The organism is Sulfurimicrobium lacus, assembly GCF_011764585.1.
GTDB classification, from domain to species: Bacteria; Pseudomonadota; Gammaproteobacteria; order Burkholderiales; family Sulfuricellaceae; genus Sulfurimicrobium; species Sulfurimicrobium lacus.
In genome coordinates this window covers 1,795,646-1,808,902 of sequence record NZ_AP022853.1, presented here as the reverse complement: position 1 = coordinate 1,808,902, position 13,257 = coordinate 1,795,646, and the positions used below count along the sequence as shown (strand labels likewise).

Here is a 13,257-nt window from a genome sequence, read left to right as displayed (position 1 = left end):
TAATATTCCCGTCATGTTACAGGGATGGCGGCGCCTTGCGCACAGTCGCTTCCACCTGCACGGTATTTTCCTTGTCCGCCAGCCAGACCAGACCGTCCTGAATGGTGCAGGTCAATTGCATGTTGCGCTGCGCCAGCTTGGCCATGGCGCGGCTGCTCTCCACCGACAGATTCACCACGGCGAGGTTGGAAGAGCGCTCGAACTTGGAACAATTCTGATCCCACCAGATATCGGCGACGCGCCCGCCGTAGGTATAGATGAATACCTGCCGGGCACGTCCGCAGGCTTTGCGCACCAGTTTTTCGTCGGGCAGGCCGACGTCTATCCAGAGCTCGATGGCGCCGGTCAAGTCCTTCTGCCACAGGTCGGGCTCGTCATCGGTGCTCAAGCCCTGGCCGAACGCCAACGCTTCATGGGCGTGGAGCGCAAAAGCCAGCACGCGCACCATCATGCGCTCGTCGGTTTCGGAGGGGTGACGCGCGATGGTCAGCGCGTGCTCATGGTAGTAATTGCGGTCCATGTCGGAAATTTGCAGATCGGCTTTGAAAATAGTTGCTTTAAGAGCCATATAATCCCGTTACCTTGGATAAAACGCTGAAGAATACCTGATTTGGCGTTCCGTTTTTTGCAATTTAGCGAGTAAGGAAAGGCCTGCCACCGTGGAAAAACGCTTTGAAATTTATGCGCAACTTGCTGCCGTGATCATTCTGGTCGGAGGTTGCCTGCTTGTGCTGAGGCCTTTCATGACCGCCATGCTGTTCGCTGCCGTGGTTTGCGTCTCGACCTGGCCGATGTACCTCTGGCTGCTGCGCAGGCTGAAAAACCGGCAAAGCCTCGCCGCACTCAGCATGACGCTATCGCTCATCATAGTGGTCATTTTGCCGCTGGCGCTGGTGGCATACAACCTCGCCGACAACGTCTCGGCTTTTTACGACGCAGTCAAAGAGTCCATTGATGCCGGCCCGCCGGAGCCGCCGACATGGCTGACCGGGCTGCCGTTGGTGGGGGGGCCGATCGAGGAGTACTGGCGCAATATCGTCTCCAGCCAGGAGGAAATGCTCGCCCTGGCGAAACGCATGCTGGAGCCTGCCAGAAATTTCCTCCTGGCTAGCGGGATGGTGCTGGGGCAAGGCGTCATGGAAATGAGCCTGGCCGCGTTCATCAGCTTCTTCTTTTACCGCGATGGAGAGGCCCTGATACGATCGATCGGGGCGGGAATGAACAGGCTGGCCGGGGATCAGGCCGCGAACATGCTCGCCATCGTCAACGGAACGGTGCGCGGCGTCGCCTACGGATTATTGGGAACCGCCTTGGCACAGGGCATCGTGGCAACCATCGGTTTCGCCATCGCCGGCGTGCCGGCCGCGTTGCTGCTTGGCGTCGCCACCTTCCTGCTGTCCCTGATCCCCGTTGGCCCGCCCCTGGTCTGGGGAGGCGCGACGATCTGGCTGTTCCAGCAGGGCGAAACGGGGTGGGCCATTTTCATGTTGCTGTGGGGCATCTTCCTCATCAGCAGCGTGGACAACATCATCAAACCCCTGCTTATCAGCCGCGGCAGCAGCCTGCCGTTTCTATTGGTGATGCTCGGCGTGATGGGGGGCGTGCTCGCTTTCGGCTTCGTCGGCATCTTTATCGGCCCGACGCTGCTGGCAGTGGGGTTCAGCCTGATGCGGAAACTGACACCCGAGTCATAGCGTTACTGCCGGTTTCGCCAGAAACGGACGTTTTCATACCGTCTCGGTCCGCATGCTCTTGGGTGCCCGGTCGATTTGATAGAGCGCGAAGATCAGGCCGACACTGGCGGCCAGCATGAAATGCGGGCCGAACAGCCAGAACACCTGAGGCAGCAGGAAATAATAGGCGCGCATGCCGATGCTGTAGTACTTGCCGGCGCGGTTGAGGTGAATCGCCACGTGCTGGGGGTTGATGATCTTGTGACGGCGCTTGAGCGGCACGTTGATCATGAACCCGACATGGTTGTAAAGCCGGATGGACATGGAGAAAGAGAAGAATGCCACGAACAGGTCCAGCAGCATCAGCAGCAGCTTGGCCAGCAGCAGTTCGGTATGGCGCCCGCCCATCATGTTGAGCGCATGCCATGAATCGCTGAATTCGTTGCCGCGCCCGGTCAGGGTCAGCACGCCGATAATCAGCAACACGGCCGTCGAGGCCAGGAACGTTGCCGCCATAGTGGAGTTGCGCAGCGTCTGCACGGCCAGGATGTCCTTGCCTTCGTGCATGATGGTCTCCACCCAGATCGTGCGCGCCATGACATTTACCGCCTGCACCGTGTAGGCGGGGTTCTGGCCGATCTTGTAGTTGAGATAGACGTGATATGCCACAAGCAAGATGACGCTTAGCGCCAGGCTAATCAGGTCGTACGAAATTGAGCTCCAGCCGATGATCATTTTAACTACTGCCCTATCCTAATTGATATTTATTATTGGTTTTCCTGCGCCTTGTCGGCCCAGTATTTTGCGGTCTTCGCGTCCACCGCAACGCCATCCAGACCCTTTTCGTAGATATGCGCCAGGCTCTTCATGGCCATCCTGTCGCCTTTTTCTGCTGCCTTGTGAAACCAGTACAGGGCTTTCACGTAGTCCTGCTTTTCCAGGTGCCCGCTTTCATAACGGGTGGCCAACTGGTATTGGCTATTCACGTCGCCATCCTCGGCCAGCTTGTGAATATCGACCGGGTGACTGTGAAGGAATTCGGAAAACTCGTAGCCCGCATCCTGCATGAATTTCAGGAATTCTACCGCGGAAGCATAACCCTGCGAGGCGGACTGCGCGAGCAGGTTACCTGCCAGCTTGCGGTCCTTCTCGCTGGCGTTGCGCTGCAGGTACATGCGGCCGAGCAGGAACTGCGCTTCGCTGTTCCCTTCCCCACTCCCTTCCACAGCGGCACGGTTGAGCCAGTACTTGGCTTTTTCGGCATCTTTTTCGACGCCGTTACCCGCGAGGTACATCTTTCCCAATTTGAGTTGGGCCGTCGTGTTGCCCCGGTTCGCCGCTTTGATGCGCCAATCGGCACACAGCTTCAGGTCCTTCGGCACGCCCAGACCCTGCTCGTATAAATCGCTCAACATGAGCTGGGCGGTCGAGTTCCCCTGCGCGCCGGCGCGTTCGAACCAGTATGCAGCAAGCTTTTCGTCTTTCTTGACGCCGCCGTCGCCATGCAGGTATTCGATGGCAAAAAGCAATTGCGCTCCATCGTTGCCGCGTTCCGCAGCATTGCTGATCATGGTGGTTTCCTCCGCAGTCATGGCGTTGCCAGGATTGGGAAGCAGCGAAAATATCAGTAGCGGAAACAGGGCGAATTTAATATTCATGCCAGAGCAGTCTTCATGGTGATTTTTGGACGCAAGAGATTTTAGTCTGCTTGCTTCAGAATTAAGTTCAATTTTTGCACAAAAAGTTCAACCTCCAATTTCGCTCCACATATGACACACACTAAAGACCATATTTACGTCATGGTATTGTAATAATGTCATTCGAGAACTAGAATCCCTCGCAAATGATGTCTACATAAAATTCAAGGGGTCGTGCATGAGCTGGGTCAACCGCAGTATTCTCAATAAACTTCTGGCGATTTCCGCAATTGGATTCGCCCTGCTCCTGAGCGGGGCATTCTATGGCTTCTGGGTTTCATGGCAAAGCATCCATACATTCGAGACAGAAGTCAGCGCCCATAGCGATGAAGCATTTTCCATCCTCGACACCCAAACCGAATTCAAGAAACAAGTGCAGGAATGGAAGGACACCCTGCTGCGTGGCAGCGACCCGGCCGCACTCGACAAGTACTGGGGCGGCTTCGAAAAACATGAACGCAAAGTGCAGGAAAATGTCCAGAGTCTGTTGAAAACGGTAAAGGACCCCAAGGCCCACCAGCTTCTGGAAGACTTCCAGGCCGCACACCAAAAGATGGGAGAGGACTACCGCAAGGGTTTGCAGGCATTCAAGGACGCCAATTTTGACAGCAAGGCCGGTGACCATTCGGTCAAGGGAATGGACCGAGCACCCACAGGGCTTTTGACCCAGGCCGCGGAAGCCATCTCCGTATTAGCCAATAACACTTCGAAACAAGCCGTCGCGAACGGATATGGCGGCATCAAAACCAGCATCTTCCTGATGACCCTGGCAACCCTGCTCGCCGCCGTCGTGCTGGTCTGGATGATTCGCACCAGCATCATTCACCCAGCCCGTCAGACCGTCGAAGGATTGGAACGCCTGGCCACCGGGGATTTTTCCATGGCCATCCTGCACACCTCCCACGACGAAATCGGCAGGATCTCCGCTTGTGCCGAGCGCATACGTGGGGAACTGCGCAATATTATTGCAGGCATTTCCACCGCATCCGACGAACTTCTGAGCGCATCCACCAGCATGGCAGCGGCCACCTCCCAGGTAAGGGAAAGCAGCCAGCAGCAAAGCGAAAAGTCCAGCGCCACTGCGGCTGCCGTGGAGGAAATGGCCAGCAGCATTGCGTCCGTAACCGAATCGACCGAGTCGATGCGCCAGCTCGCCCACTCTAGCCAGGAACAAGCGCACGAAGGCAATGCCAGCATCTCGAAACTGGCAGGCGAGGTCGGCCAGGTTGGCAATGCGGTGAAGGAAATCGCAGCTTCGGTCGGCCAGTTCGTCCAAAGCACTGCCACCATTACCAACATGACCCGGCAGGTCAAGGACATTGCCGACCAAACCAACCTGCTCGCCCTCAATGCCGCCATCGAAGCGGCGCGTGCGGGAGAACAGGGGCGCGGCTTCGCGGTGGTGGCGGATGAAGTTCGCAAGCTGGCGGAGAAATCGAGTCAGGCGGCGAGTGAAATCGACGCCGTAACGCAGTCCATCGGACAATATTCCATGGACGTGGACAAGGCCATCCATCAGGGCATGAGCTCCATCGAGGCCAGCCAGGAAATGATGAAGTCAGTAGCACTCATACTCACAGGAACGACCGAAACCGTAACCCGGGTAAATCAAGGCATGGGGAACATCGCCTTGTCGGCAAGGGAGCAGCACTCAGCCAGCGATGAAATTGCCAAACATGTGGAAAACATCGCCTACATGGCCGAAGAAAACAGCATGGCTGCCCAGCAGACCGACGAGGAAGCCATGCGTCTCAAGAGCGTAGCCGACCAGCTGAGACAGTCCATTAGCCAATTCAAGGTTTAAGCGCCCCGCTCGCTACGGGAACAGCTATTTGATTTCGTCGACCTTCAGCCACACGCGCCGGTTGTCGCGCTGGCTGCCCGCGCCGTAGCTGGTATAGCCGCGCTCGCGCGAGTCCTCTTCCTGAACGCTGCCGCCAAGCTCGATCCATTCGCCCAGCCTTCCTGAAACCGTGGTGGAAAGCCGCTGAATCGTGGCAGCGCCCGGCGCACCGCGTTCCTGCGCATCGAACTGCGGGCTGATCTCCAGCGTGACCGTATCGCCTGCCACTCGGGGTACGGCGTGGAAGCCGCTGCCGATATCGCGGTACACCACGCCTTCCGAGACGATCGCCCCGCCCGGGCCAAGCACCACCTGGCGCATGGGAACCGGCACCGAACGTCCCATCGCGATGTAGCCGCTCCCGCCTTCGACTACCTGGATGTGCTGGTTGCCGCTCCTGCTGGTGCTGCTGAGAGTGTCGTAAACCCGCCCCCTGATCCGGGTGCCGCCCCCTTCCCCCAACTCTATCCGCCCCGCAACGGCAGCGCCCTGGCGCGCGCTTTCCTGGCTGATATCGCTGCTGACGGATATCATCAGGCGCCGCGGGGGGGTGTCCAGGTTGGCGATGATTTCCCTGATCTGTTCGAGGTTCTTGCGACTGGCGCGGAGAATGATCTGGTTGTTCATGCCGGAAACCATACCGCCCGCCTCGACGAAAGGCCTGATGACCGGCAGTACTTGTTCCACGGCACGATGCTGGAGCGGGATGATTTCGAGTTCCTGCTGTGCCAGCGCGCTGAAGGAAAACAATAGCACCAGGAGCAAAAGCCAGCGTTTCATACTCAGTCCTCCATTCATGTCCGCGTTGCCGGTACAGGTATTGCTACCCTAATCTGCATTAGTATCTTACCATTCCCGGAATTGTCAGTCCGGACCCGCTCTCCCAACCAAGCCCCACACCCTGATGGACCCAAAACCACAACCCCCGCAAAGCACGCTCGACCCCGCCGACTGGCATGATATCCGGGCACAAGGCCACCGCATGCTCGACGACATGTTCGACTATCTCGAACACCTGCGCGAGCGCCCCGTCTGGCAGCCTATCCCCCAGGCGGTGCGCGACTTGTTCCACGAACCCCTGCCACGGCAGCCGGGCGACCTCGCCGCACTGCACGCCAGCTTCATGCAGGACATTCTCCCTTACGCAGTCGGCAACGCGCATCCGGGCTTCATGGGCTGGGTTCACGGCGGCGGGACGCCGGTCGGCATGCTGGCGGACATGCTCGCCGCCGGTCTGAATGCCAACCTGGGCGGGCGCGACCAGATGCCGGTCGAGGTGGAACGTCAGGTGGTGCAGTGGGTGCGCGAACTGTTCGGTTTTCCCGCCAGCGCCAGCGGCCTGTTCGTCACCGGCACCTCCATGGCGAACCTGATCGGAGTGCTGGTAGCCAGAACCGCCGCCCTCGGCCTCGGCGTGCGCCAGCACGGCATCGCCGCCGGGGACAAGCGCCTGAGCGCCTATACCTCGGCCGGCGCCCATGGCTGCATCGCGCAGGCGATGGATCTCTCGGGGCTAGGCATGGCTAGCCTGCGCATCATCCCGATGAATGAGCGCTACGAAATGGATCTCGCCGCCCTCGAACACCGTATCGCCGCCGACCGCGCCGCAGGCTTCACCCCCTTCTTCATCGCCGGCACCGCCGGCACGGTCGACGTCGGCGCCATCGACGACCTGCGCGCGCTGGCGGACATCGCGCACAAGGAAAAAATCTGGTTCCATATCGACGGTGCATACGGCGCCCTCGGCATGCTGGCACCGGACATTGCGCCGCGCCTGGCAGGCATCGAGCGCGCCGACTCCATCGCCTTCGATTTCCACAAGTGGGGCCAGGTGCCCTACGATGCCGGCTTTATCCTGGTACGCGACGGGGCGCTCCATTACGACACCTTCGCCTCGCCCGCGGCCTACCTGCGGCGTGAAAGCTGCGGCCTGGCCGGTGGGTCGCCGTGGCCGTGCGATTTCGGGCCGGACCTCTCGCGCGGCTTCCGGGCGCTGAAAACCTGGTTCACCATCAAGGCCTACGGCGCGGAAAAACTCGGGCAGAGCATTTCCGCCACCTGTGCGCTGGCCCGCTACATGCAGACAGGCATCGAGCAAGCGCCGATGCTGGAACTTCTCGCCCCGGTTTCGCTCAACATCGTGTGTTTCGGCTACCGCTGCGCGGATGCCGACAAGGTTAACGCGCAAATCGCCGTCGACCTGCAGGAGTCCGGCATCGCCGCGCCCTCCACCACCACCGTCAACGGCCGCCTCGCCATTCGCGCCGCGATCATCAACCACCGCACCGCAACGAGTGACATCGACGCTCTGCTGCAGGCCACGATTGCGTTCGGCGAGGCCAGAACTCAAACCATTTAACGCAAAGAAAGCACAATGAATCAGCACAACCAGGAACCACTGATCGGCTTGGCCGCACTGATGAAAATGGCCTATTCCGGGGTCGATCTCGGGCCGCTGGGTGCGGAACTGGTCGCCCGCGCCGGGCGCAATCCGGAAGATGCCAACGCCCTGATGGACCTGTCGACGGTATTGCAACTCAGGGGGAACCGCGACATCGCCCTCGCCACCCAGCTTCAGGCACTGGCCATGCAGCAGATTTACACGCCGCCGACCGCCGCCGACGCGGCAAAAATCAAGGTGCTCGCCATCATGGCGCCGGGCGATCTGATGTCCAACACCCCGGTGGAATTCCTGCTCGAGCATTCCGGCATCGCGCTCGACATCCTCTATATCGGGCCGGGCCTGCCCTCTCCCGCCGCGCTGCCCGATCACGACATATTGTTCGTCGCCGTGGGCGAATCCGACCAGACACTGCCGCTGCTGAAGGAACTCGAGCGTGTCGCCGCAACCTGGCCGCGCCCGGTGCTCAACCAGCCCGAGCGCATCGCCCGGATGTCGCGCGACGCCGCCTGCGCCTTGCTTCAATCGACGCCGGGCGTGGTCATGCCGGCCACGCTGCGCGTCGACCGGCAAACGCTGCAACGCATCGGCGCAGGAGTGCTGGACATCGCCGGCGTGCTCGAAGACGGCGCCTTCCCGGTCATCGTCCGGCCGGTCGATTCGCACGCCGGCCAGGGGCTCGAGAAGCTCGACCATCCCGCAGCCATCGCAGCCTACCTGCAGGCCATGCCGCAGGATGAGTTCTATATCGCGCGCTTCGTCGATTACCGTGCGCCGGACGGCCTGTTCCGCAAATACCGCATCGTGCTGATCGACGGCCGGCCATTCCTCTGCCATCTCGCCATTTCGCAACACTGGATGATCCATTACCTCAACGCAGGAATGGCAGAAAGCGCCGAAAAACGCGCCGAAGAAGCGCGCTGCATGGACAGCTTCGACACCGATTTCGCGCAACGCCACGCCGCCGCCCTGCACGCGATCCACGAGCGCGCAGGACTCGATTACCTCGGCATCGACTGCGGCGAAAGCAGCGATGGCAAGCTGCTGATATTCGAAGTGGACAGCAACATGATCGTGCACGCGATCGACCCGGTCGACCTCTTTCCCTACAAACGGCCCCAGATGCAGAAAGTGTTTGCGGCTTTTAGCGCCATGCTGGTCGACGCCGCGCGCAAGCAACCCTGAAAATCAGCGCCCGCAACAGGATGCCGATCCCTCATCCACAGGATGCCGCCCCTAGTCTGCCCGAAACCGCGCAGCTACTGGTCGCCGGCGGGGATGCCCGCATCGCACTTGATCCCGATGGCGGCGCGAACCGCTACGGCTGCACGCCGTTTCCCGACCCGGAACTGGCCGCCTTCGGCTCGTCGACCGCCACAGCCATTTCGGCGGCGGGCTTTGCCGCTGCGGACGGGCTGCGCAACCGCGTCCTCAACGCCGCTGCAACGGAGACGCCAGATATCGTCTATGAACGCGAATTCGAACATATCCGCCAGGAATTGATCCGCTTATGCGGCATTGCCGATCTTCCGGGGCTGGATGCCATCTTCGCCTCGTCCGGCACCGACCTGCACTCGCTTGCCGGGCAACTCGTCGGCGCCTCGCAAGACCGGCCCACACTGGCCATCATGGTGGAGACAGCCGAAACCGGCAGCGGCGTGGCAAGCTCCCTGGCCGCCGACAGCCGGCTTGAAATCGCCAGCGTACCGATACGCCATGGCGACGGAACGCCGCGCCCCGCCGCGCAGGTGGACGCCGAAGTGGAAACGCTGGCAGCCGCGGCCGGTGCGCAAGGGCAGCGCGTACTACTGATTCTGGTCGACGTCTCCAAGACCGGGCTGATCGCGCCAAGCCCGGCTTGTGTGGCGAGACTCCATGCCCTGCGGCCCGAGTCGATCGACGTGCTGGTCGATGCATGCCAGTTCCGCATCGCGAACTCGACCCTGCGCGCCTACCTGGAACAGGGCTTCATGGTGGGTCTGACCGGCTCTAAATTCATCGCCGGACCGACCTTCTCCGGTGTGCTGCTGATTCCTTCCACTGCAGCGCCGCATCTGCGCAACAATATTCGCCGTCCCGCCCTGCCCGGCTCGGTCGGCGGGACAAACCCCGGCTTGCTGTTGCGCTGGGAAGCCGCATTGACGGAATTGCGCGCCTTCCGCGCGCTACCGGAAAACGCCGTCTGCGATTTCCTGCGGGATTTTGCACAGGCGGTCCGCAACCGTTTGGCAACCGATCCGCTATTCGAGCTACTGCCAACGCCGCCCCTCGACCGTCGCCCGTTGGTTGCGGCGACGCGGTGGGACGCGATCCCGACGATATTTCCTTTCCTGCTATATCGCAACGATTCTCAAAGCGGAAGGAAGCCATTGAACGCTGAAGAAACGACACGGATCAGCCGCCTCCTGCAATTGGACCTGAGCGGAGAGGGTTATTTTTCTTCCAGAGAGACTGCGGCGTTGCGCTGCCAGTTGGGACAGCCGGTGGCCTGCGGCATGCGCGACGGGGTGACGGTCAGCGCGCTACGCCTGTGCGTCAGCGCGCGACTCGTCGTCGAGGCGACGAAAAACGATGGGGCTGCTGCGGTGATCGGGCGCGCCTTGATGGCTTTGGACAAAACAGCTCAACTGGCGATGCGCCTAGCAAAAAACTAGGTGTCAATCGTCCGGACTGTCCGCTTGCGCCGCTGATTCGGCCATCCTCGCCTCGAGCACATCGGACAGCAACAGCATGTCCCGGAAGGCCTCCTCATGAAAGCCCATGCGTTCGCCCTGACGATTCTCCCTCATCAGCTCATGTAATATTTCCAGCCCCGACGGGTCATTCCAGTGCTGCGATATCTTGGACAGCAAATTGGGGAAATGCTCGAGCCCATAGCGCAATTGCGCAACGGCACGATTGGCCTCCCAGGTGGGGAGCGCTACATTGAAGCGCGTCTTGATCTCTTTCGCCAGATGGTTGAAAGGTTCGCGCAATTCCTGGACGTGGTAGATATCAAGCAGCTTGAACCATGCGTTGGCCTTGCAGTCCGGCTCGGCTTCGAGGTAATCGCGCAACAACTTGATCGCCATGTCTGGGCGGCCCATCATCAGAAAAACTTCCGCCTCTTCCTCGATGCACGACATCTCCTCTACCGTAACGGTGGTGGCCTCGTCGAGATCCAGCCAATACTGCGCCGTGCGTGCCACATCGTTATTGCCACCACGCGTTTCGCCGTTTGTCGCCGGTTTGGCCTCGGAAGGCATTTGCAGCGCAGGCTTGCGCATCGATGGATCGGCCTCGCGGGCGCCGCGCGAACGAAGAATAACCCCCGTGGTGACAATCGCCCCCCCGATCAGCATCCAGATCAGACTGCTGGCGTCGAAATGAAAAAAGTCATCCAGAAGGCCGGCGTATTCCGATGCAGCCGCGGCCCGGCCGCTCAAGAAAGCCAGCCCGGGCAGGGTCAGGATGGAAATTGTTTTATCTAGGTGATTCATGAGTTTTGGTCCGTTGTAACCAATTTTACTCCAAGCACACGGTTACGGCACCACGGAAGCCGAAATGATACTGGCCAGCCCTTAGGGAACCCCTGATCAAGTCAAACGCGGTCGCGATGACTTGATCAGGGGTTCCTTAGGCTTGTTTTTTTGCGCTGGTGATCCAGGCTGCGACCCAGGTGGCGAGCACGGCAACGCCCAGCAAAGCGAATGCCACGGCCAGATTGTTCAGGCGCTCCGGCGCGATCAGCAGCAGCATGCCCAGTTCCAGCATCATCGTGCCGGACAGCAGCTTCAGCAGCCGCCCCTCCCGTTCCGTCAGCTTGCGCGCGCCCATGCTGCGCACGAATGCCAGCACGATGAGCGCCAGCGGCACCACGTAGACGAGATTGTAGAAGGCCAGGTAGAAATATCGGCCGGCTGGCGGCAATCCGCTCAAGCTGAGCAAGCGGGTATAGACCATGGGAAAGCCGGCCGTGCACAGCAGCTCGTAGAAATTGGCGGCAATCGCCAGAAATATCGTTGCCGCGACCATCGCCGGGAGATTGTCGGCGCTGACGATGGCGCGGGCACGGCGGTAAATGTCCGGCTTGCGCGATTCCGGGATGGACAGGCTCGGCCCCTGCCCGAAGGCGAAGAAATCCTTGACGTTGACGGCGCCGACCAGCACCGCCAGCGCCCCGGCCGCCAGCGTCACCCAGGCGAGGTTGCCGAGCAACTGGAACAGGCTGAGCCAGGCGGCCATGAAGGCGAAATACATCAGCCCGGAAAACAGCACGAAGATGCCGCCGATGGCGAGCATACGCTTCTTGCTTTTCTGGTGCACCAGCAAGGAAAGCAGGAACAGCAACACGAAAAAGGCGCAGGGGTTGAAGGCGTCCAGCGCGGCGATAGCCAGTGTCAGCAAGGGCAGGGAAAAATGCTGCGGGTCCACCTCGCCCAGCACCGGGAGCATAAGCTTGGCCGGTGCCGGACCGGGGGCCACAGCACCCGCGAGCACCCGCGCTTGGCACGCATCGAGCCGACGCAGCATCTCCGCCCCGGTGGTTTCGGCCGCGTCCCAGCCCACGTGCATCTCCCCGCAGAACAGCACGGCCGGCACCGAAGCGGCCTCCTGCCCCAGTTGCGCCGCCATGTCCTGGTACTGGCGCGCATGCGCGGGGTGCCGGGTCAGTTCCAGGGAATGCAGCGTCACCCAGGGCCGGACGGACGGGATGGCCTCGACGAAAGGCCGCGCCTCCAGGCAGTGCGGGCAGGTGGCCGACCAGAAGAAATAAAGCTGCACATGCATGCGGCCGTCCGGGCCGGGTGTGACCCAGAGATCGTCGGACTGGGCTGCCGCTGGCGTAAGCCACAGCAGGAGCATTGTGATCAGGGCCAGCCAGCCGCAAAAATTGCGCCGAATCACTGGTGCACGCAGAGGAATGATGGACGCACGGGTATTCATATTTACTCCAGAGACAGCCCCTCGCCAGCCTCCTCGAAAGTCCGCCCGTCGCGGATATGGTAAATGCGCTTGAACGTGGGGATGATTTTCTCGTCATGGGTCACGACGATGATGGCGGTCTGGTACTGGCTGGCCATCTGGTTGAGGATGCGCATCACCGCCAGCGCCCGCTCGCTGTCCAGCGGCGCGGTGGGTTCGTCGGCCAGGACCACCGGCGGGCGATTGGCCAGCGCCCGGGCGATGGACACCCGCTGCTGTTCGCCGCCGGAAAGCTCGGCGGTTTCCGCCTTTGCCCGGTGCGCCACATCGAGTGCCTGCAGCAGTTCCAGCGCACGGGCGCGGGCTTCCCCGTTGGGCCGCCCGGCCAGCATGGGCAACAGCGCCACGTTGTCGGTCACGTCGAGAAAGGGGATCAGGTAAGGCGCCTGGAAGATGAAGCCGATACGATCCCGGCGCAGCACCCGCAGGTCGGCAATCTTCCAGGCGTTGTCGTATATCACTTCGCCGCCCAGGGTCATGCGGCCCTTGGTCGGTTCGATCACCGCCCCCAGGCATTTGAGCAGGGTGGTCTTGCCGGAACCGCTCGGACCTATGAGTCCGACTACCTCGCCGGGAGCCACGCTCATGTTCACTTCCTTGAGCGCATCGACGGCGGTGTCGCCCGCGCCGTAACGCTTGCTCAGGCCTTCGATGTGGATGCCGATGGCTTTGTCCATG

Annotated in this window: 12 protein-coding genes; 5 read left to right on the top strand and 7 right to left on the bottom strand. The window is 61.0% G+C overall.

From position 1 onward, the window contains the following. Positions 1–16 precede the first annotated feature (16 nt). The gene (locus SKTS_RS08930) at positions 17–568 is read right to left on the bottom strand and encodes a YaeQ family protein (RefSeq protein ID WP_173063479.1); all 552 of its coding nucleotides are present in this window, start codon (positions 566–568) and stop codon (positions 17–19) included. Between the two features lie 91 nt (positions 569–659). On the opposite strand from SKTS_RS08930, the gene SKTS_RS08925 reads away from it, so the two are divergent. Further along, positions 660–1,694 (top strand): AI-2E family transporter, encoded by a 1,035-nt coding sequence (locus SKTS_RS08925; protein WP_173063476.1) that lies wholly within the window; start codon positions 660–662, stop codon positions 1,692–1,694. Positions 1,695–1,727: 33 nt separating this feature from the next. Here SKTS_RS08925 and SKTS_RS08920 read toward each other — a convergent pair whose 3' ends face one another. Both SKTS_RS08920 and SKTS_RS08915 read right to left on the bottom strand, forming a co-directional pair. Beyond that, entirely contained in the window at positions 1,728–2,408 is a 681-nt protein-coding gene (locus SKTS_RS08920) for a DUF599 domain-containing protein (RefSeq protein WP_173063473.1), read from the bottom strand. 32 nt (positions 2,409–2,440) lie between these two features. Continuing rightward, positions 2,441–3,331, bottom strand: coding sequence for a tetratricopeptide repeat protein (locus SKTS_RS08915; RefSeq protein ID WP_173063470.1), 891 nt, complete (start codon positions 3,329–3,331; stop codon positions 2,441–2,443). Between the two features lie 217 nt (positions 3,332–3,548). On the opposite strand from SKTS_RS08915, the gene SKTS_RS08910 reads away from it, so the two are divergent. Then, complete coding sequence (locus SKTS_RS08910; protein WP_173063467.1) at positions 3,549–5,174, top strand: methyl-accepting chemotaxis protein; 1,626 nt, start codon at positions 3,549–3,551, stop codon at positions 5,172–5,174. A 24-nt stretch (positions 5,175–5,198) separates the two neighbouring features. Here the strand turns inward: SKTS_RS08910 and SKTS_RS08905 are convergent, their stop codons facing one another. Then, entirely contained in the window at positions 5,199–5,993 is a 795-nt protein-coding gene (locus tag SKTS_RS08905; RefSeq protein ID WP_173063464.1) for a secretin N-terminal domain-containing protein, read from the bottom strand. Positions 5,994–6,117: 124 nt separating this feature from the next. Between SKTS_RS08905 and SKTS_RS08900 the strand changes: the two genes are divergently transcribed. Genes SKTS_RS08900 through SKTS_RS08890 form a run of 3 tightly spaced genes read left to right on the top strand, consistent with a single transcriptional unit; the run spans position 6,118 to position 10,268 of the window. Further along, positions 6,118–7,572 (top strand): pyridoxal phosphate-dependent decarboxylase family protein, encoded by a 1,455-nt coding sequence (locus SKTS_RS08900; RefSeq protein WP_173063462.1) that lies wholly within the window; start codon positions 6,118–6,120, stop codon positions 7,570–7,572. A gap of 15 nt (positions 7,573–7,587) precedes the next feature. Next, positions 7,588–8,799, top strand: a complete 1,212-nt coding sequence (locus SKTS_RS08895) for an ATP-grasp domain-containing protein (RefSeq protein WP_173063460.1) — start codon at positions 7,588–7,590, stop codon at positions 8,797–8,799. A 20-nt stretch (positions 8,800–8,819) separates the two neighbouring features. Beyond that, positions 8,820–10,268: a hypothetical protein gene (locus SKTS_RS08890; RefSeq protein WP_173063458.1), complete on the top strand. Its 1,449-nt coding sequence runs from the start codon at positions 8,820–8,822 to the stop codon at positions 10,266–10,268. Positions 10,269–10,271: 3 nt separating this feature from the next. Here the strand turns inward: SKTS_RS08890 and SKTS_RS08885 are convergent, their stop codons facing one another. The 3 genes from SKTS_RS08885 to SKTS_RS08875 form a co-directional block, all read right to left on the bottom strand. Beyond that, complete coding sequence (locus tag SKTS_RS08885) at positions 10,272–11,093, bottom strand: type IV pilus assembly protein FimV (RefSeq protein ID WP_173063455.1); 822 nt, start codon at positions 11,091–11,093, stop codon at positions 10,272–10,274. 136 nt (positions 11,094–11,229) lie between these two features. Continuing rightward, positions 11,230–12,540, bottom strand: coding sequence for a hypothetical protein (locus tag SKTS_RS08880; protein ID WP_244617484.1), 1,311 nt, complete (start codon positions 12,538–12,540; stop codon positions 11,230–11,232). 2 nt (positions 12,541–12,542) lie between these two features. Next, on the bottom strand, positions 12,543–13,256 hold the full coding sequence (locus SKTS_RS08875; protein ID WP_173063452.1) for an ABC transporter ATP-binding protein: 714 nt from the start codon (positions 13,254–13,256) through the stop codon (positions 12,543–12,545). Position 13,257: the final 1 nt, after the last annotated feature.

Bases quoted from the DNA above. Each gene is read 5' to 3' on its own strand.
- SKTS_RS08875 (WP_173063452.1), bottom strand. From the start codon at position 13,256: ATGGACAAAGCCATCGGCATCCACATCGAAGGCCTGAGCAAGCGTTAC.
- SKTS_RS08900 (WP_173063462.1), top strand. From the start codon at position 6,118: ATGGACCCAAAACCACAACCCCCGCAAAGCACGCTCGACCCCGCCGAC.
- SKTS_RS08915 (WP_173063470.1), bottom strand. From the start codon at position 3,331: ATGAATATTAAATTCGCCCTGTTTCCGCTACTGATATTTTCGCTGCTT.
- SKTS_RS08895 (WP_173063460.1), top strand. From the start codon at position 7,588: ATGAATCAGCACAACCAGGAACCACTGATCGGCTTGGCCGCACTGATG.
- SKTS_RS08880 (WP_244617484.1), bottom strand. From the start codon at position 12,540: ATGAATACCCGTGCGTCCATCATTCCTCTGCGTGCACCAGTGATTCGG.
- SKTS_RS08910 (WP_173063467.1), top strand. From the start codon at position 3,549: ATGAGCTGGGTCAACCGCAGTATTCTCAATAAACTTCTGGCGATTTCC.
- SKTS_RS08885 (WP_173063455.1), bottom strand. From the start codon at position 11,093: ATGAATCACCTAGATAAAACAATTTCCATCCTGACCCTGCCCGGGCTG.
- SKTS_RS08920 (WP_173063473.1), bottom strand. From the start codon at position 2,408: ATGATCATCGGCTGGAGCTCAATTTCGTACGACCTGATTAGCCTGGCG.
- SKTS_RS08930 (WP_173063479.1), bottom strand. From the start codon at position 568: ATGGCTCTTAAAGCAACTATTTTCAAAGCCGATCTGCAAATTTCCGAC.
- SKTS_RS08905 (WP_173063464.1), bottom strand. From the start codon at position 5,993: ATGAAACGCTGGCTTTTGCTCCTGGTGCTATTGTTTTCCTTCAGCGCG.
- SKTS_RS08890 (WP_173063458.1), top strand. From the start codon at position 8,820: ATGCCGATCCCTCATCCACAGGATGCCGCCCCTAGTCTGCCCGAAACC.